Genomic DNA, 19,077 nt, shown 5'->3' with positions numbered 1-19,077 from the left:
ATTTTTTCTAAGCGTGGTTCTTCGGTATTAAATTCATTCGTGATATTTGGCGAAGAATGATTAGCACAATCAGTGTTTCAAGCGGCCAAGTAATAAGTTCTTTCGGGATACGAATAAATAATAGGGCCATAAAAGTATGGCTGCTACTACTAGAACTTAAACTCATGAGATAAAGCCAGAGAGTTGTTCCAATTACATTTGTTAGTAAAATTTGAAAGAACTCATATACTAATACTCGTTGCCAGCTAATACGTTGCTGGTATAAAAACATACCAGCGATTAATCCAGAAATAAAAGCCGAAAGAGTAAAACCGGGGAAAAATAGACTACCAGAACTAAGAATAGTATTGCTAATGATATCAGCAACAACCATTGCCCAAGCACTAATCCACGGGCCGAGGCAATACCCAAGAAGGGCGGTTGCAACAAAACCAAAACTAAATTTTAATACTGATGGATCACCGATTGAAAGTTTTTCTAATATAACCTGTAAAGCAATCAACATTGCTGCTAAGGTTAGGTTCTTAGTTGTAAACCGTGGTCCAGTAAAAGATAACGTCGACATCATCAATCCACTCCCTTGTAAAAATTTGTCAGGGAACACATTGACGTTTCCGTTCATGGTGAATGCGGAAAACCAAAGCAGCGCAAAAGCTTCCTTCCAACGTTCACATTCCGTTCCGCTGGACAATAACTCTGGAGATCCTACCCCAACAATTGCATTATACGATAAACACGGATATTATACAACAATAACGATGATAAAAGATAATAAAAATGAACTATAACAAGCGAAATTGTTGATATAGTTCATTTTTATTAATTTGCTTTTAGTTTAAGCTTTTAGCAATCATTTCATTTACAGCGTCTTGCTCTTTCTCAATTAGTGCAACCTTACTTTCAATTACTTTGATGTCCATTTTAATTTCACGGGTTAAACCTGGTGTATCGAGTTTTGGTTCAAAGAAATCCTTGAACTCTTTTAATCGTTCAGTGGTATGGAAAATTCCAGCGGTTACAGTAATAAATGTTGCAAACTCCATATCGCCACCAACTGTATCGTTTAACCATTGCCATTCATCACGAAGCCAATTCCAAGCAGCTTGTTGTCCAGCGTTATTGATTAGGAGGCTTCGATACCATGCACGAAGATCTTGTGGTTTGACAATATTAGCGTCTTCAAAGTAACTAACAACTTTACCAACAAGGGTCGGATCAGTCGTACTTGGGATTGCCATTCGTAAGTCCTGCTTATAACTAGCGTCTGCAGTTTGCTGATAGGCAGTAACTAACTTATTAAAGAGTGGCTCACTACCATAATTTTGGACCTCGTTCTTTAAGATAAAACCACGAATATCCGCGGAGAGGCTTTCAAGCTTGTCTTGATAGTCCATAAAAATTTGGTGTGCCTTGGCAATCGAATCGGCATTGTGGGCATATAATGAAGCGCTAAGTACATATGGCCGCGTTAATTGATCATCATTACTTTCACCAGCTTGTGGCATCCAACCAAGGCGGGCAACTTGATCTTTGCTTAAGGAGTCAAAAAATTGGCGTAATTCTTGTTCTGCAGGCGAACCCGGCTTTGCGAACATTTTTAGGTTGTTTGCAATTTGGTAAAGTTCGGCATTAACAATTGATGATTTGCTATCTTTAAACTTAGTCATCAATGGAATTAAAGAAGCGTAGGATATTTGTTGACCTTGAGCAAGCAAACGGAGATCTTGTAAAAGCTGGCGCTGGGTAATTGGGTCTAATTCATCGGTATGATCAAGAATATCGGCCAATAATGTATCATCATATTTTACGATGAAGTGAGAATTGTTACCGACATTTAACCGGAATGGGTGACCGTTACTTTCACGTAATGATTGATAATTACCGAGATTAATAGATTTATCTGCCATGATTTGGGGCGCAACATCATAATTGCTATTAAGCGGGATTTGCCACTGGCGTCCTTCATCATGACCGTTACCGACGAAGAATTGTTGTTGTGATAAGGTAAGATCGCCATTTTCATCGACTTTTGCAGTAACCACTGGGTAGCCAGGCTGCTCTAACCAAGAGTTCATAATCTTACCGATGTTAAGGCCCGATGCGTCACCAAGGGCTTTCCAGAGGTCTGCTCCAGTGGCATTGTTGTACTTATGAGTTGCAAAATAGTTCTGCAATCCTTCGCGTAATGCTTTATCACCAAGTAAAGCGCGGACCATTACCAGCATACGGGCACCCTTAGCATAGACAATTGCACCGTCAAACAATGCATCAATTTCAGCGGGATTATTAACATTGACATGGACTGACTGTACGCCATCTGTTGCGTCTCGTTGCAATGCCATTGGAGCTTCTGAAGTTTGGAACAGTTCCCAAATGTGCCAGTCAGGTTGAAGGGCATCAACGGCAACGTATTCCATCATGTTAGCGAAGCTCTCGTTTAGCCAGAGGTCATCCCACCACTTCATTGTTACAAGATCGCCAAACCATTGGTGGGCCAATTCGTGCGTAATAACAGTAGCAACTAATTGTTTCATTTCTAGTGAAGTATTATCAGGGTCGAGTAGAAGGTATGCTTCACGATAAGTTACTAATCCCCAGTTTTCCATTGCTCCAGCTGAGAAGTCAGGTAATGCTAATTGCCAGGAATGTGGGAGTGGATATGGGGTTTGGTAAAAGTCTTCATAAAATTCAATTGCCCGTTTAGCGATGTCCAATGCAAAATCGAGTTCCTTTGGTTGATGGGCTTTGGTAGCGAAGACACCGACCTTAACACCGCTTTTGGTTTCAGTGATTTTGCTTTGAAGTTCACCGAATGCGAAAGCAACAAGATATGTCGACATGCGCACGGTTGGTTTAAAGTAATGGATGCCGCCTTCAACATGATCTTCTGGCATATTAGCAATAATCGTTTCACCGGGATGTTCATCGTACTTAATAGCAAGACTAAAAGTAGCCTTTGCTTCTGGTTCATCAACACATGGAAAAGCTTGGCGCGCAAAAGTAGTTTCAAATTGTGTTCCGATAATTTGCTTTTTCTCACCATTAACTTCGTAGTACGAAGGATAAATCCCCATCATCGAATCGGTTAATTTGGTGTCGTAAGTAATGGTAAAGGTTACCTTGCCAGTCTGTGGCAGGGTAATCCGGATTGCTTCTGCAGTATCATCAGTAGTAAAATCTAATTCTTGGTCAGCTGTTTGAACGCTAGTAATGTGTAATGCTTTTTGGTTAATTGCAATGTTTGGAACGCTAGCATTACCGGTAATAGTTGTTTTGCCGTTAATTGTTTTATTGCCACGATCAATATTTACAAAGACATCATAGTGGTCAGGTTGAAAAGTGTTATAGAAACGTTCGATTTTTGCCATACATAAGACCCTTTCTTAAGTTGCTTTTACTGCATATTATACGTTAATTTAGGGAAAGAAAAAGAGTTGTAGACTAATCTTACTTTAAAGTAGGTTAGCCGACAACCTGTAAAATAAATTTAAATTTTATCTAATGCTTCTTCAATTGGTGTATTACCACTTCGCATCATGATTACATGGCCGATGGTGTTATTATGTTGTAAAATATCGGCTAAGGTTTGAGCAACATCGGGAATTGGATTAGTGGTTGCAGACCCTTCACCAATTTGAATTTTCCCGGTACCAGGTTCTTCAGTTAAGCTAGCAGGTTGAAGGATAGTGTAGTTCAGGCTTGTATTTGAAATAAGGTAATTATCAGCAAAAAACTTGGCAATATTATAATCCATAATTGAAGCTAAAGATGGGATCTTTGCCCACATTTCTGGCTGTAAAGCATAGAGCGAACTTAACATAATATAACGCTTAATCCCATCTTTTTCTGCTGCCTGCATCGTTTTAACTGCCCCCATGGCATCGGTTTGGAGTAAGTCTTTACCACGCGAGCCAGCAACAAAGTAAACAGCATCCATACCTTTCATTGACTCCGCAATTTTATCAACGCTATCATGCAAGTTTAATTCGACAGCCGTAACATGGTTTAATTTAATAACTTTTTCAGGATGACGAGCACCGGCGGTAACTTCATTACCAGTAGCGACTAAATCTTTGATTAAGTCGGTGGCGATTCGACCAGAACCACCGACAACGAATACTTTCTTCATAACTAATCAACCTCCTAAGTAAAATTCTAACGCATTTAGCTTAATTAATAGGCTAAAATGATTATTATAATTTTATCTTACTTTTTGTAAGTTTTAAACTAAAAGCTATTATTACAATAATTTTAGCTAAAGTGCGGTATCATTAATATTGTAAAAGTCATTTAGAGTTTTAGTTAAAGAAGGGATTTATTGTGACTGAAGAACGTCATTTAACCTCAAAAATGGTTGGAGAATTAAAAAAAGAATTTCATGCGCGTAAAGACGCTGAAGTTATTGCCCGGGCAATACAAAAAAATGGAATAAAAGCTTCGAGTGAAGATCCAGCAGCTAGTCAACGCCTTCATCGGGCATTCTCTTACGAAATAAAGACCGGAAAACCAAGTAATCAGCGCCATAGTGGCCGTTGCTGGTCATTTGCGGCTTTGAATACGCTTCGTCACAAGTTTGCGACGAAATATAAATTTAAGGATTTTGAATTGTCGCAAAACTACTTGTTCTTCTGGGATCGGATTGAACGGGCAAATATGTTTTTCCAAAAGATTATTGCGACTGCTAATAAGCCGCTACATGATCGGACCGTTGACTTCTACCTTAGTTTTGCCTTAAATGACGGCGGACAATGGGCAAATGCGGCTTCAATTATTGAAAAGTATGGTGTAGTTCCAGAATACGTAATGCCTGATACGCATAACACGAAGGATACTTCAGATGTTGCAGAAGTATTTAATTACTTAATGCGTAAAGATGCCCTTGAACTACGGGGAATGGTACAAGATAACGCTAGTGAAGATGAATTGCAAAAGGCACAGACACGGATGATGGCAGGTGTTTATAAGATTGCAGCTTATTCATTCGGTGAGCCACCGGCTAAGTTTGATCTTGAATATCGTGATGATGATAAAAAGTTCCATCAAGTTTTGGACCTTACACCATTAAAATTCTATCGTGAATACTTCGACACTAACTTAAGTGATTATGTTGTCGTTACGAATGCGCCAGACCATGAAATGGATAAGAGTTATTTGATGCCAGCGCAAGATAGTGTTGCTGGTGGAATTCCGATTAAATTTGTTAATGTTCCGTTTGAAGAACTACAAGAAGCAGCATTAAAGCAACTTAAGGCTGGTGAGACTGTCTGGGTTGGTAATGATGTCCTTCAGCAAATGGACCGGAAGCGGGGCTTGATGGATGCTAAATTATTCCATCGAGAAGAATTACTCGGCGTTGATTTTACAATGGATAAGAAACATCGGTTGGAATCGAAACAAGCAATGGTATCGCATGCTATGACTTTGACCGGCTTTGACCTAGTAAATGACCAACCAACGCGGTGGAAGATTGAAAATAGTTGGGGTAAAGATAACGGTGACAATGGTTACTTTGTTATGACTCAAGACTGGTTTGAAGAATATACCTACGAGGCAGTTATTAATAAAAAGTATATTAGTGACCGGGTCAAAAACGTGGCTGAAAGTGAACCAATCACTTTACCAGCTTGGGATTCGTTACAGTAAGATAAAAATTAAATCGTGAAGTATAGAGAGAAGTGATATAACCTTCTCGACAAGGCCGTTGGCTAGGGACGATGATTGGCACGTCATGGGCTAATCATTGTTTATTAAAATACTACGAGAAAGAGCTCCGAGCTCGGGAAACCCGAGTTTTGGAGCTTTTTAACGTTCCTTCTTGTCGTAAATTTCCCAGGAAATATTAACTTTTAAATAAAAATATCACTAAAAACGCCAACAAATGGTTGTATTATAGAAGTTAACTATATTCATTGTAGGAAAACTTGTTGAGAGAAAGCTGGGGAATTGATGGCAAAAAAAGAGACGATTTTTACAAAAGATGTTGTATTAGTAATGGCGGCATCATTCTTTTTTATGTTTAGTAATATGTATTGTAATCCATTAATAAATGGATATGCCCAAGATTTAGGCGCCTCTAGTGCGTTTGCGGGGATAATTGTTGGAATGATGAGCATTGTCTCGATGTTTTTACGACCAATTGCCGGAAATATGACAGATCATTTTTCAAAATATTCGCTAGCATTTCTTGGTGGCGCTTTGTGTTTTATCGGGGTAGCTGGCTATGTATTTACTCCTAACAGTACTTTCTTGCTGATTTGTCGGTTGGTTAATGGCCTTGGTTTTGTCCTATGTACTGTTTGTATGACCACGTGGTTATCGTACCTCGTCCCTTTTAACCATGTGGGAGAAGCCATGAGTTTTTATGGTTTAATGAATGCTCTTGCAATGGCATGTGCGCCGGCTGTTTCAATCAACTTGTATCGAATTATTGGTTATCGTGCTGCAATTGTTTTTTCAGCACTATCGGCGTTAATGGTTATTGTGACAATTCAGTTTGTTAGTAATCGTGCAGAACCTGAACAGCAAGCGGGTTCTAAGCAGCAAAAGGGGTTCCATATTAAAATTATCCAGCGTGATTCAGTTCCAATTGCATTTTTAACAGCTTTATTTGCAATTCCTTATTTTGCTACACAAGCAGACATCGTGGAATATGCTGAACAACGGCACCTTTCAATTGCTGTGGGAGCCTACTTTTTAATTTATGCAATTGTTTTGTTAGTAAGTCGGTTATTCTTGCGGAATCAATTTGACACGGTTCGCTTTCAACCATGGTTAATCGTAAGCACAATTGCTACTATTTTCTATCTAATTATGTTGACGGTCATGAAGAATAACTTTGAGATGGCCCTAGCAGCAGCGGGGATGGCAATCGGATATGGGTTGATTTATTCAGTTTGTCAATCAACAGCAATGATGCTAGCTCCAGATGATGAGCGTGGCTTAGCCAGTTCAACTTTCTTTTTAGGGCTTGATGTAGGGATGACGCTTGGCCCTGTTTTAGGTGGGATAATTGATAGCACTTTACCAGTTAAGTATTTTTATCCCGTCATGCTAATTATTGTGCCGTTAATAATTATTATTTTCCTTTTTAACCGTAAAAAATTAAACGGGGCAATCAATCGCCATTAGGAGATTATCAATGAAAGCTTTAGCGTCGTTTACTAAGCTTCTATCATATAGACTAATTAATTTACGGTAATAAATAGAGGTTAGCTAATAGTAAAATTAAGAAAACAATAAAGGAGTAAGTCCGCGATTAAGGCTTACTCCTTTTTTACAAGTTCTTGTTTCCAATGGCGAAGGTGTTTTTTAGTGATAACACAAAGTCCATCATCGCCATTTTCTTTCATTTCATTAGTGCACATAATCTTTGCCGTCCCCGTTTTTTGCGCTCGCATTTCACCCCAGTAATTGAGATAGCGTAAAGCCGCATATAAATTTTCTCCTTCAGCACTTAGACGATATTCAACGTGGGGCGGAATAGTATTATAACTTTTACGAATAATTAAGCCAGCAGCGGTCATCTCACGAAGTTGATCATTTAATACTTTATAAGAGGTACCTAATTTCTTTACTAATTCACTTGGGCGCCAAGAATGACCTGCTAAAAGATAGAGAATAACGGATTTCCACTTACCGCCAATGATGGTAAGCGCATAATCGGCACCGGTATTATACATTTTAGGCTCTTTTTCCATAAAAAATCCCCCTTTAGTATCTCACATTAATTATAATACTTTAAGGAGAAGGGGAATATAATCTAGCTATTTAATTAGTTTAAATGCTTGAGCATCATTAAGGTATGTTTTTTCACTAGCAGGAGCTTCGATTGAGCCAAATGGCATTTCTGCCCGTAACTGCCATTCTTTAGGAAGGTCGAATGCTTGATGGATAGCTTCATCAATTAGTGGATTATAGTGTTGTAAACTTGCTCCGATTCCGTGTTCAGCAAGCGCTGTCCATACAGCTTGTTGGGCCCCACCGAGACCTTGTTCTGCCCAATTTGCAAAATTATCCGCATATGATGGATAATCTTTTTCTAATTGGTGAACAATTGCGGTATCAGTTAAAAAAAGGATTGTACCATAGCCGGCCCTAAAAGTGGCGATTTTAGCTTTTGTTTTTGCAAAAGCTTCTGGGTCTTTGACAACTTTTTGCAATGCATCCGCAACGATCTCCCATACCTTATCGGACGCAGCGCCAAAAAGGACAACAGCACGGACAGTTTGACTATTAAAGGCGGTTGGTGAATTTTTGATGGTTTTTTTAACAAGTTCAAAAATTTCTTCCGGCGCTTGTGCAACATTATTACCAAGAGCATAAATTGAGCGACGTTTTGCAGATAAGTCATTAAAATTTGAATTCATAAAAAATACTCCTATATTTCATTGTTATTTACTTACTAATAGTAACTGAAATAGAGAGATATTCAAGAGGTGAAATTAATTTCACCACCGAATGGAGGGATTTCATGGTAAAAAGAGATTGTCCCATTGAAGAAACATTGCAACTGATTGCTGGTAAATGGAAAGGGGTGATAATTTATCAGCTATTTCAAAATCAAAAATGTCGCTTTTCAGAGCTACAAAAGTTGATTCCGGACTGTTCAAAACGGATGCTTGCATTACAATTAAAAGAATTAGAAAAATCCAACGTTATTCAAAAAAATGTTTTAGCAACTTCTCCTACTAAAACGGAATATTCATTAACTTCTTTTGGAAAAACGCTCGAACCAGTGATTGAATCGATTAATGCCTGGGGAGAGCAAAAAAATAAAAATTCTTGATTACATGGGAATCAAGAAAAACTTACCTTGAAGTAACTACCTTACACTAATGTACTTACTTTTAATTAATAAAAAACCTCGTATACTTGATGATAGAAGGTATGAGGAGGTAAATATGATGACAAAACAAGTTTTAATTTTAGGGGCAACTGGTAAAATTGCAGGACATGCCATCGATGCATTACTTGCCGATAGCAATGATCAACTATTGTTATTTACTCGTCATCCCCAAAATATGAATGTTGTTGATGAACAACGAGAAACAGTTATCAAGGGGGATGTATTAAACCTCGGTCAACTTGAACCGGCAATTGAACGTGCAGACGTTGTTTATGCTAATCTGCGTAATCCAGATATCAAGCAGCAAGCGGAGAATATTGTTAAATTAATGGAGAAGTATGCAGTTAAACCGCTCATTTGGATTTCGTCAATTGGTATTTATGATGAAGTCCCTGGCAAGTTTGGTGAGTGGAATAATGAAATGCTCGGCGGAGGCCAACCAGATAGTTATCTTGGTACATACCGTAGCGCTGCTGATGTTATTGAAAATTCAACGTTAGATTATACGATTATTCGTCCGGCTTGGCTTACTGATAAGGATGAAGTTGATTATGAAACAACAATTAAGGGTGAACCTTTTAAAGGAACTGAAGTATCTCGCAAATCAATTGGTAATTTTGTCGCTAAGATTATCAATGATCCAGCACCATATGCTCGTAAGAATTTTGGTGTTGATAAACCTGGTACTGATGGTGATAAGCCGGCTTGGTACTAAGAAATCCATTGAATGCTCGAATTTCCCGATGTATACTTAAAACAATCTAATATTAACTCGTCTTTAGTCCCCGGATTAAGGACATTAAGGGTATTGACCATCTTCTACTAGGGCCTGTCTACTGACATGAAGAAGTTGGTTAGTACTCTTTTTATTTATAGGAGGTTTTTAATTATGAAAGTCGAAGTAAAGACACTAAATGAAATGACTGCAATAGAATGGTGTAAATTAGCAGAAGAACGGGTTAAGGTTTTTGTTGTTGAACAAGAATGTCCTTACCAAGAGATTGATAAACAGGATTATAAGGCACACCATCTAATGTTATTCGATGATCGAGGAGAGCTAGTAGGGTACACAAGGATTATGGATAAGGATAATCAACATTCGACGTTTGGACGGGTCTTAATATTAAAGAATTACCGAAAACATGGATATGGACAGCGACTTGTTCGAGCAACGATTGACGAAGCTAAGAAATTATTTCCCCAGAAGAAAATTCAAATTCAAGCGCAAGCATATTTACAAAAGTTTTATACTTCATTTGGCTTTAAACCAATCTCGGATGTATATCTTGAGGATAATATTCCGCATTTAGATATGGTCTTAGATTAATATTATAATTTATTTACTTGTAAGGGCTTTTTGGTTTATTTATTACTAGCTAGTGTTATATTTAGACTAGTAATGATCTTTAGGAGGAACTATCGATGGTTGAGAAGAAGTTTACTCGCAACGAACTGGCAAAATATAATGGGGATGGTGATAAGCCGCATTATATGGCAATTGACGGAATTGTTTACGATATTACCAATGCTCCCAAAAAGGGAATTAGTATAAAATCGTTGATGGAAATAGTCTTTGGCCGTTCAAAAAATAAGGATGAAATTTTGGCGAAATTGTCAGTAGTTGGGAAGTTAGCTGATTGAGAATAAAGGAGTGTTCCCAATGACACAGAAAGTATTTACTAGAGACGAATTACGCAAGTACAACGGCAAGGATGGTAATCCTGCATATGTTGCAATTGACGGAACCGTTTATGATGTATCGAATAGCCCAGCATGGCATAATGGCGAACACCACGGACATGAGGCAGGTTATGATTTAACTGATGCCCTATATAAGGACTCGCCCCACAAAGATCGCGTTTTGGCAAAGCTACCTAAAGTTGGTAACCTAACTGATGCAGACTAGAAAAAGTAATATAAAAATGGTTCAAGGATTCGTAATACTAAATCTTTGAACCATTTTTGATTTCGAGAAGTTTTATTAGTTAAAATGTTTACCAAAAATAAGCAGAGTTCTTAATTCGTGATTAATTTCTGCGATTTGTGGGAGACTGCCCCATTGTTCATAACCGCATTTGGTAAAGAGCCGTTGACTTGCCAAATTGCGCTCATAAACATATGCAACAATAGTTTTTAAGGGCAGCGATTCAGTGATTTGACGATCAACATAAGAGAGGAGAGTTTGTCCTAATCCTTGGTGTTGGTGAGCTTGATCGATATAAATAGCAAGCTCAGCGGAAAGGTGATAGGTCGGATGGACTAAAAAATGTTCTAATGCCACCCACCCGCACACGTGGTTGTTATCTTTGGCAACAAAAAGCGGATGAGTATTGTCAAACTGTTCAAACCAAGCAGAACGGCTGTCAACTGACACCTCGCTATCATCATCAGTAACAATTTGTGAAGGGACTGCTTGATTATAGATTGCAACAATTGCTGGTAGGTCTGTCGATGATGCCCGTTGGATGCTAATCATTAAAAGACTTCTTCCTAAAAGTTATTTATCCCTTAATTTTAACATGCTTGATGAGCAAGAACATTATCCCCAGATTTCCTCGGCAATACTTTTGATGAATTTGATTTTAGCCCATTGTTGGTCTTCTGTAAGAATATTACCTTCTTCAGTGGATGCAAAACCACATTGGGGGCTGAGACAAAGGTGGTCAAGTGGATGATATTTTGCAGCTTCGTGAATTCGCTTAATGATACTTTCACGATCTTCAAGTTCTCCTGATTTGGATGTAACCAGTCCTAAAACTACATATTTATCGTCAGGAACTTTTGTTAATGGTTCAAAACCACCAGCGCGCTCGCTATCATATTCGAGATAGAAGGCGGTGACGTTTTCTTTAGCAAATAAATTATCTGCTACAGGACCGTAGCCGCCAGCAGCAGCCCATGTTGAATGATAATTTCCTCGGCAAACATGAGTGTTAATTGTAAGATCTGCGGGGAGGTTAGCAATGGCCTCATTATTTACTTTTAAGAATCGTTTTTGTAATGCTTCCAATTGAGAAACGTCTGCATTTGGATCTTTCTTTTTTAGGTTAGCAAAAGCATTTACGGAGATTCCCCAAGTACAGTCATCTAATTGCAATGTACGACAGCCGGCATCATAAAGGTCTTCAATAACTTGGTGGTAAGCAGCGGCAACATCATGGTCTAATTCCTCTTGGTTTGGGTAGAATTCTTTAGCATTTGCTTGATTTTCTGGGCGGAGAAATTCTTCTAGAAATTGAGCAGGAGCAGGAATAGTTTGCTTAACTTGGGTTCCCTCAGCAGTGTGCGCTTTGGTGAACTTAAAGTGTTCAACGAAGGGGTGATTTTCTCCTGAAATTTTGCCTTCTAATTGAGCGGAATCATTGCGTGTCTCTTCATCATGGAAAAAGTAACCATGTTTTAAATTAACGTGCTTAACACCGTGAAGTCCCCAGAAAAAGTCGAGGTGCCAGTAACTCCGGCGGAATTCGCCATCAGTAACTGCCTTGAGTCCAGCTGCCTCTTCTTGTTTAATCAAATCAATAATTGCCTTATCTTCAACTGCTGTTAAATCAGCTTGAGAGATTTCCCCTTTGGCAAACTTGGCCCGAGCATCTTTTAATTCTTGGGGCCGGAGAAAGCTACCAACAATATCGTAACGAAATGGAGAAGTAGTGCGTGTAGTGAATTCAGTCATCGTAAATCGATCCTTTCTATATTAAATGGGTTCAGGAGATTTGAAGCAATAAAAAAATCCCTAGAAAAAGTATCTCTACCTTTTCTAGGGACGTTGATTAATCATAGTTAATTAACGTGTTACCACCCTAATTTGATAATATCTCACAATATTATCCTCTGTAGGTACACTAGTGGAAGCTATACCTAGACGTTTTATCGGTCGTCAGTCGTGAATTACTTACAATTTATAATTGCTCGCCATTCTCATTGCTCCAAGACCATCTTCATCTTAGTTCGTTATATCACTTCTCATCATTCGTGACTCTCTGTAATAATTCTCTAAGATTACTCATCTTTTCTAAGCTGTTTTTCATTTATTTGTCATTATAATACACGGGATAAATTAAAACGTCAAGGACTATTTTTAATTAATCAACCTTTTTGATTCGATGGCAAAAAACGATACTGAGCGCAGTGATTACAAGGGCACCGCTCAAAATTGCATTGATTAAGCTGCTTATACTTTGTAACTGCGAAATGAAGTCTCCGTAGTAAAGGTATAAAATCGTGCTGGTCAAAACGTACTCAAAGATTGCCGTAATTAACCCATAACCTATACTTTTAAGAATTGCTTTTTTGTATGCTGATGGCAAATTACTTTGTTCAACTTCTTGGTTAGCGAGTCCGGATTTATGACCAGCATAAATAACATACCCTCCAGCGATGAATATAGTGAAGATTAAAATGCTGCTACTAAGAATGCCAAAAGCTAATAAATAATTTTTTGTAACAATCCCAACAATTACGGTAGCAAGAACAATTAGAATGTTAAACCAATAAAGCATAATAGCAGTAGTGTTACCAATTGCGTTAGCCATAGTCTTTTTATATTCGTCGAGTGGACCAGATATGTTGTAAAATTGCTTAAATATTTTTGTGATGATTGACTCTTTTATTATGATTCCTCCCAAAATAAAGAGTTTAAGTCAGTGTGGAGTGCATGGGCTAAGTTGATGCAAAGCTCGAGGGTGGGATTATATTTATTATTTTCAATTAAGTTAATTGTTTGGCGAGCAACCCCTATTTGCTTAGCTAATTCAAGCTGGGATAACTTTTGCTGTTTACGATATTGTTTAACCCGATTCAACAACTATCACCTCTTTTGTGTCATATATATAAGACATTTGATAAATGTAGTATAAACTGCAATTAATTCTATGTCAATTATATATGACAAAAAATCACTCTTGACATTTTATTGTTTCACGAGTAAATTAAAATACAATTAAATTAAGATTATAAAAACACGTTGAAAAGAAGAGTAATTATGAATGAACTGGCAGAGAATCCTTGGTTGGTGTGAAAGGATAGCAAACTCATAATGAAAATCACTTTGAGTGCCATGATGAAGTTAGTAATCAATGGTGGGATCAGCCCATTACAGCTGACGTGTTTAGTGCATTCAGCATTGAACATTGAGGTTGGTAGTGTGAACTATTAACGAATAAAGGTGGTACCACGCAATTGCGTCCTTGGATTAGGCAACTAATCCGAGGACGCTTTTTTTATAATCAAAAAAGGAGCTGGATTATTATGAAGTTTACAGTTGTAGGAGCCGGAGCTATGGGCTTACGTTTTGGTGTTTTATTACAAGAAGCAGGAAATGAAGTTGATTTTGTTGAAGGATGGCAACCACATTATGACAAGATGAAAGAGCAAGGCGGAGTTTATGTTACTCGGGAACATAAAAATAGACATTTAGTGCCAGTAAATGTCTATACTCCAGAAGAATATACAGCAACGGATGCAGATTTTGTATTTTTTGAATTAAAACAAATGCAATTAGCTGATATGTTAGAAAGATGTAAGCACTTCTTTAAGGACCAGTACGCACTAACCGCGATGAATGGAATGGGACATGTTGAAAAACTTTTAAAATATTTTCCTGAGGAAAAAGTAGTTGCGGGAACAGCTCTTGTTGCAACTATTTTGACTGAACCCGGTGAAGTAGAATTTGTTGGTGAGCGTGGAATGGGAACGACAAATTGGGCTACTTATACTGGCAAAACGAACGAAAAGACGGACCAGTTAATGGAGGAATTGAAAAAAGCTAATTTTAATCCCACGCTTAAGGATGACTTTATGGGAACATTAATGGCAAAAGTGGTATTCAATTCAGTAGTTAATACCTTATGCACGATGTTTGAAATCACAATGGGTGAATATGCAAACTTTGAAAAAGCCGACGAACTTTCTCGCCAATTAATCGATGAGGCCTATGATGTTTGCGAACGCGCGGGAGTTCAATTAGTTAACACTCGTGCTGAAGAATTAGCGAGTGTAAATTATGTATCGAAGGTTGGCTGTCCGCACCATTATCCATCAATGTATCAAGATATGAGTCGTAATCGTCCAGTTGAAGTTGATTATATCAACGGGTATTTTGTCAAGTTAGGGCGTAAATATAATTATGAAGCAAGTACGCATAATTTTGTTACTAACCTTGTGCATCTTGCCGAAACAACGCGCCAAAATAAAAATGGTTAATGAAAAAGAGTGTGAGAAACTAAGTAAACCTTAACTTAGCAGTCACACTCTTTTAGGTAATTTATAATTTATTCACCAGGAATGTTTGTTTCATCTTTGAAGTTAAATTCATTTGCATGGCGAAGGGAGTAACAGAAATATACGACCAAGCCAACGATAATCCATAAAAGATAGGTCAGCCAAGCGTTGAGGGAGATACTGACGAGGAGAACAATACAAATTAATATTGATAAAATAGGGATAACATTACCAAATGGGACTTTAAATGGACGTTTTAATTCTGGGTAGCGGTAACGAAGAATAATCACAATAAGAGAAATCAAAGCAAAAACCATTAATGAACCGATATTAGCAATTAATGCGAGATAGTGGAGATCAAATTCACCAGCCAAAATCGCGGATAAAATGCCGACTAACCAGATAGCTCGGTTTGGGCTTTGCGTTTTATCATTTACTTGTGCAAGGCCTTTTGGCAAGAATGCACTGCGACTCATTGACTTCATAATATTCGATCCAGCGTAAATAAAGGCAAATACCACAGCCATGATCCCAAGAACCGCACCTAGTGAGACAATTTCAGCAACATATTTGTGTCCTTTGGCTAATAGGACGTATGACATAGCTTCAGATACATTTAAATCTTTGTAACTAATTACACCAGTCATTACTAAACTAACTAAGATGTACAAGGCAGTTGAGATAACTAAACATAAGATTATTGCCCGGGGAATATTTTTATCAACGTCTTTTGCATCTTCAGCAGAAGTAGCCAGGGCATCAAAACCTAGGAAGGAGAAGAATACCGCGGATGCTCCAGTGAAGATACCTTTATATCCGTAAGGGAGGAAGGGATGCCAATTTGCTGGATTAATATGCTGGGCACTAATAACAATAAAAAGGACAATAATAAATATCTTAACGCCGACTAAAAAGTTATTAACAAGTTTACTTTCGCTTGTTCCACGAGTTAAAATTACGGTCATTAGCAGGATCATCAAAACGGCAGGAAGGTTAACATAACCGCCAGCAGCTGGATTGCCTAATAAACTGTGTGGTAGCTTAATCCCTAATACCTCTAAGAATGATTGAACGTAGCCAGTCCATCCATTGGCAACAGTTGCTGTTGTTGTCACGTAAACACCGATAAGGGTCCATCCGGCAAGAAAAGCGACAAATTTACCAATTGATACCCAAGCGTAGTAAAAGGCGCTCCCAGAGTTAGGAAGGCTAGTTGTTAATTCAGAATAGCAAAGCCCGATTAAACCACTAGCTAAAGCAGCGATTAAAAATGAGAAGACAATCGCGGGACCTGCATCTTCCGCGGCGACGATCCCAGTTAAAACTAAAATCCCAGTTCCAATAATTGCGCCAATTCCTAATACAGATAGGTCAAAAAGACCGAGCGTTTTCTCTTGATCTTTTGAGCCTTGATGCGGTTGACTTTTCATAAGTATCTTATTCCTTTCAAATTCTCTTTTATATCATACCTAAAAATTTTACATTAAAATATGCTTAGAAGCAAGCTGGATATTCCTTAATAATTATGGAAACATGAATTGTTTACCTAATTTAGCATGTTAAGCATCGAATAAAGAAAGCTGATGATGACCCACCGTTATTAAGGGATTAGCTCTATATTATTCAGTGGGTAGTCCGTTTGCTGTTATTTCATCTGAAAGGCAGTGAGACAGAACTAGCTTGCTAGTTCGTTTTTCGACGCGAAGCTAGCCTTTAGGGAACCCCCGCAAGCACAAAGAGGACTCTAGTGTCCGGATTTTCCGAACGCTAGAGTCCCTTTGTGTACTGCGCTGTAGCATTAACTATATAGGAGACTTATGTCACAGCCCCTTTGAGGATTGATAGAAAATAAGAATTAGGCCATATCACCGACAGGCATGTTGGGTGCTTCGTTGGAACTTGGTTCTTCATTAAATTCAATTTGTAAACTCAATACATTGTCACCAGCTTTAACTTCAGTGCCTGTTTGCTTTGTCAAAGTGATATTATCAAATTCAGGAGAGTTAGTAATCGTTACAATAACCGTGTCATCAAGACCGGCTTTTTTGATTGTCGGATCCCAAAATTCAATCAATTCTTGACCTTTCTTAACTTGCTGTCCTTCTTCAACGTAGGAAACAAAGCCGGTTCCTTTTAGCTTTACGGTCCCAAGGCCAATATGAATTAACATTGCAACTCCTTTGTCGCTCACTAATCCAACAGCATGACGAGTGGTAAAGACTTGACGAATAGTGGCATCAAATGGCGCTAGAACGCGGCCATCACTTGGTTTAATTGCAAACCCTTGACCAGCTGCCCCAGTTGAAAATGTCTGATCATTAACATCGCTAAGTTTAATCAATTCACCAGAAATTGGTGTTGGAATATCAACGGTTTGAGTTGGAGTATTTAAATCATCACTATTAAGTTTTTTACCCCAAGTCTTTTCAAGTTCGGCTACAATTGCCGCGTGCTTTTCTTCGCTTAAAATAACTTTTTTAGCAAAGACAACGATAGCAATGATGAGGAGAACAGACGGAACAGCGAACATCAAGAGTTTAAAATTAGTTCGGCCAGCAGCAGTAATTGTTGATGCGGTCGCACCGGTCGTCATTCCTGCGATAATTGCGACTTGACCAACAACACCATTAGCTACAGCTCCGCCAAATTTGTCAATTAACGGCCGGACAGATAAAGCAAGGGACTCATCACGGTGTCCTAATTTTAACTGTCCGTATTCAACAGAGTCAGTAATGATCATTAGCACGATTAGGAAGACCATTGGTTGTGGGAAGCCAAACATTGAAGCGGCGATTAAAACCAGCGCAAGATTGTCTCCAGCAACAGAGAAGAGGGCGATTCCACAAAGCATAAAGACTAGTAAACTCGTAAAAAGTGCTTTACGACTAAGATGCTTCGAGAATAGTGGGAAAAGGGAAGTACCGATGATTCCTAAGAAAACATTGATAGTAGAAAAGATTGAGAATGCTTTAGGAGCTCCCATGATGTAAGTAAAGTAGTAAACTTCAAGTGAGTTGATGATATTAATGCCTACACAGTAAAAGAGGTAAGCACAAGCAACCCACATTAATTGGTCATTACCAGAAAGCGCCTTAAAAATTCCAACAACGCCGACAGTATCTTTTTTGTTTTTCCGAATATCACTATTAACTTCACGAGTAAAAATCCCAACGCCCCAAGCTGAGAGCATTGCAAGTGAACAAATAATTAGGGCAAACATAAACCATCCGCGACTATCTCCAGTACTGGTATTAGTAGCAGAGAAGTAAATAACGGCAGGCATAACGATGATTCCAACCATTCCCCCGCCAATAGTCGAACCGACACGGGCAAAAGTGGCAGTTTTTTCCCGTTCCCGAGAATCAGTTGTTAGAGATGGTAACATTGACCAAAAACCAACGTCCTTAAATGAATAGAAGATATCCATTGTAATGTACAAAATTCCAAAAACAACAAGGTAGGCAATTGCGTTCTTTTTATAAAGCCCACCCATATTAGTGAAAAGAATTAACAAAATAATAGCAGAAATCGTTCCCCCAATAACAACCCATGGACGGAAGTGTCCCCACCGTGTCTTGGTGCGATCAATCGCATTTCCAATAAAAGGGTCAATAAAAAGTTCAACAAAACGCAATAACATATAAAAGGGTCAATAAAAAGTTCAACAAAACGCAATAACATAATGATAAGGGTAACGATGCTAATCATTTTGTTATCTAAAGCTCTGTTACCAGTATCAAATAGGTGCGATGTGATGAACATTATAAGGTAGCCACATAAAAGGCCATAGAATGAGTCATTTCCAAAAGCTCCAAAACTGTAAGCAAGCCGCTCACGCATGGTCATTTTGGTTTTTCCCTCAGTATCCATGATTTTTCCTTCTTTCTATGAATAGCAGTAAAGCAATTTTATGTATTCGCTTTCATTACAAGTTATTATATTTGCTAAACGCTTAGCAAACCATGGACTTCTTTACCGGCTTTTTGTTATTATCGTTATAGAACAAATTG

Annotated in this window: 18 protein-coding genes, 1 pseudogene, 1 riboswitch and 1 other annotated feature; of the genes and pseudogenes, 8 read left to right on the top strand and 11 right to left on the bottom strand. The window is 38.3% G+C overall.

What is annotated here, in order from left to right; translation table 11 throughout:
* Positions 1 to 7 precede the first annotated feature (7 nt).
* The 3 genes from DTK66_RS04120 to DTK66_RS04110 all read right to left on the bottom strand — a co-directional run bounded on the left by DTK66_RS04120 (position 8) and on the right by DTK66_RS04110 (position 4,129).
* The gene (locus DTK66_RS04120; protein ID WP_191667880.1) at positions 8 to 565 is read right to left on the bottom strand and encodes a folate family ECF transporter S component; all 558 of its coding nucleotides are present in this window, start codon (positions 563 to 565) and stop codon (positions 8 to 10) included.
* Positions 566 to 619: 54 nt separating this feature from the next.
* A riboswitch (THF riboswitch) is annotated at positions 620 to 715 on the bottom strand.
* A gap of 115 nt (positions 716 to 830) precedes the next feature.
* Positions 831 to 3,368: a M1 family metallopeptidase gene (locus tag DTK66_RS04115; RefSeq protein ID WP_191667869.1), complete on the bottom strand. Its 2,538-nt coding sequence runs from the start codon at positions 3,366 to 3,368 to the stop codon at positions 831 to 833.
* 119 nt (positions 3,369 to 3,487) lie between these two features.
* Positions 3,488 to 4,129: an SDR family oxidoreductase gene (locus DTK66_RS04110; protein WP_191667868.1), complete on the bottom strand. Its 642-nt coding sequence runs from the start codon at positions 4,127 to 4,129 to the stop codon at positions 3,488 to 3,490.
* 191 nt (positions 4,130 to 4,320) lie between these two features.
* On the opposite strand from DTK66_RS04110, the gene DTK66_RS04105 reads away from it, so the two are divergent.
* On the top strand, positions 4,321 to 5,643 hold the full coding sequence (locus DTK66_RS04105; protein ID WP_191667867.1) for a C1 family peptidase: 1,323 nt from the start codon (positions 4,321 to 4,323) through the stop codon (positions 5,641 to 5,643).
* A gap of 303 nt (positions 5,644 to 5,946) precedes the next feature.
* The gene (locus DTK66_RS04100; protein ID WP_191667866.1) at positions 5,947 to 7,128 is read left to right on the top strand and encodes an MFS transporter; all 1,182 of its coding nucleotides are present in this window, start codon (positions 5,947 to 5,949) and stop codon (positions 7,126 to 7,128) included.
* A gap of 134 nt (positions 7,129 to 7,262) precedes the next feature.
* Here the strand turns inward: DTK66_RS04100 and DTK66_RS04095 are convergent, their stop codons facing one another.
* Together DTK66_RS04095 and DTK66_RS04090 are read right to left on the bottom strand one after the other, a co-directional pair.
* Entirely contained in the window at positions 7,263 to 7,697 is a 435-nt protein-coding gene (locus DTK66_RS04095) for a winged helix-turn-helix transcriptional regulator (protein WP_153930953.1), read from the bottom strand.
* Positions 7,698 to 7,763: 66 nt separating this feature from the next.
* The gene (locus DTK66_RS04090; protein WP_191667865.1) at positions 7,764 to 8,366 is read right to left on the bottom strand and encodes a nitroreductase family protein; all 603 of its coding nucleotides are present in this window, start codon (positions 8,364 to 8,366) and stop codon (positions 7,764 to 7,766) included.
* A gap of 104 nt (positions 8,367 to 8,470) precedes the next feature.
* On the opposite strand from DTK66_RS04090, the gene DTK66_RS04085 reads away from it, so the two are divergent.
* The 5 genes from DTK66_RS04085 to DTK66_RS04065 all read left to right on the top strand — a co-directional run bounded on the left by DTK66_RS04085 (position 8,471) and on the right by DTK66_RS04065 (position 10,751).
* Complete coding sequence (locus tag DTK66_RS04085) at positions 8,471 to 8,785, top strand: winged helix-turn-helix transcriptional regulator (RefSeq protein WP_153930955.1); 315 nt, start codon at positions 8,471 to 8,473, stop codon at positions 8,783 to 8,785.
* A gap of 118 nt (positions 8,786 to 8,903) precedes the next feature.
* Positions 8,904 to 9,560 carry an NAD(P)H-binding protein gene (locus DTK66_RS04080; RefSeq protein ID WP_191667879.1) on the top strand — a complete coding sequence of 219 codons (657 nt, stop codon included), beginning with the start codon at positions 8,904 to 8,906 and terminating at the stop codon, positions 9,558 to 9,560.
* Between the two features lie 174 nt (positions 9,561 to 9,734).
* Positions 9,735 to 10,172, top strand: a complete 438-nt coding sequence (locus tag DTK66_RS04075; protein ID WP_191667864.1) for a GNAT family N-acetyltransferase — start codon at positions 9,735 to 9,737, stop codon at positions 10,170 to 10,172.
* A gap of 95 nt (positions 10,173 to 10,267) precedes the next feature.
* Entirely contained in the window at positions 10,268 to 10,486 is a 219-nt protein-coding gene (locus DTK66_RS04070; protein ID WP_153930957.1) for a cytochrome b5-like heme/steroid binding domain-containing protein, read from the top strand.
* Positions 10,487 to 10,505: 19 nt separating this feature from the next.
* Positions 10,506 to 10,751, top strand: a complete 246-nt coding sequence (locus tag DTK66_RS04065; RefSeq protein WP_153930958.1) for a cytochrome b5 domain-containing protein — start codon at positions 10,506 to 10,508, stop codon at positions 10,749 to 10,751.
* 75 nt (positions 10,752 to 10,826) lie between these two features.
* On the opposite strand, the gene DTK66_RS04060 is transcribed toward DTK66_RS04065, so the two are convergent.
* The 4 genes from DTK66_RS04060 to DTK66_RS04045 form a co-directional block, all read right to left on the bottom strand.
* Positions 10,827 to 11,321: a GNAT family N-acetyltransferase gene (locus DTK66_RS04060; protein ID WP_191667863.1), complete on the bottom strand. Its 495-nt coding sequence runs from the start codon at positions 11,319 to 11,321 to the stop codon at positions 10,827 to 10,829.
* A 63-nt stretch (positions 11,322 to 11,384) separates the two neighbouring features.
* A complete protein-coding gene (locus DTK66_RS04055) occupies positions 11,385 to 12,521 on the bottom strand; it encodes a 5-methyltetrahydropteroyltriglutamate--homocysteine S-methyltransferase (protein WP_153930960.1) in 1,137 nt (378 codons plus the stop codon).
* A gap of 409 nt (positions 12,522 to 12,930) precedes the next feature.
* The gene (locus DTK66_RS04050) at positions 12,931 to 13,473 is read right to left on the bottom strand and encodes a DUF3278 domain-containing protein (protein ID WP_225208992.1); all 543 of its coding nucleotides are present in this window, start codon (positions 13,471 to 13,473) and stop codon (positions 12,931 to 12,933) included.
* The gene (locus DTK66_RS04045) at positions 13,458 to 13,649 is read right to left on the bottom strand and encodes a helix-turn-helix transcriptional regulator (protein WP_153930962.1); all 192 of its coding nucleotides are present in this window, start codon (positions 13,647 to 13,649) and stop codon (positions 13,458 to 13,460) included. Before DTK66_RS04045 ends, DTK66_RS04050 begins: the two co-directional genes overlap by 16 nt.
* 153 nt (positions 13,650 to 13,802) lie before the next feature.
* Positions 13,803 to 14,039, top strand: a binding site (T-box leader).
* A gap of 56 nt (positions 14,040 to 14,095) precedes the next feature.
* On the opposite strand from DTK66_RS04045, the gene DTK66_RS04040 reads away from it, so the two are divergent.
* A complete protein-coding gene (locus DTK66_RS04040) occupies positions 14,096 to 15,049 on the top strand; it encodes a ketopantoate reductase family protein (RefSeq protein ID WP_153930963.1) in 954 nt (317 codons plus the stop codon).
* Positions 15,050 to 15,117: 68 nt separating this feature from the next.
* Here DTK66_RS04040 and DTK66_RS04035 read toward each other — a convergent pair whose 3' ends face one another.
* Both DTK66_RS04035 and DTK66_RS04030 read right to left on the bottom strand, forming a co-directional pair.
* The gene (locus DTK66_RS04035) at positions 15,118 to 16,497 is read right to left on the bottom strand and encodes an APC family permease (RefSeq protein ID WP_153931513.1); all 1,380 of its coding nucleotides are present in this window, start codon (positions 16,495 to 16,497) and stop codon (positions 15,118 to 15,120) included.
* A gap of 425 nt (positions 16,498 to 16,922) precedes the next feature.
* Positions 16,923 to 18,937, bottom strand: a pseudogene (locus DTK66_RS04030) (sugar MFS transporter).
* Between the last annotated feature and the right edge of the window lie 140 nt (positions 18,938 to 19,077).

Source organism: Limosilactobacillus walteri (assembly GCF_014830205.1).
In the GTDB taxonomy this organism is placed as follows: domain Bacteria; phylum Bacillota; class Bacilli; order Lactobacillales; family Lactobacillaceae; genus Limosilactobacillus; species Limosilactobacillus walteri.
The sequence above is the reverse complement of the archived record's forward strand: the minus strand, read 5'-3'. Positions and strand labels throughout refer to the sequence as shown.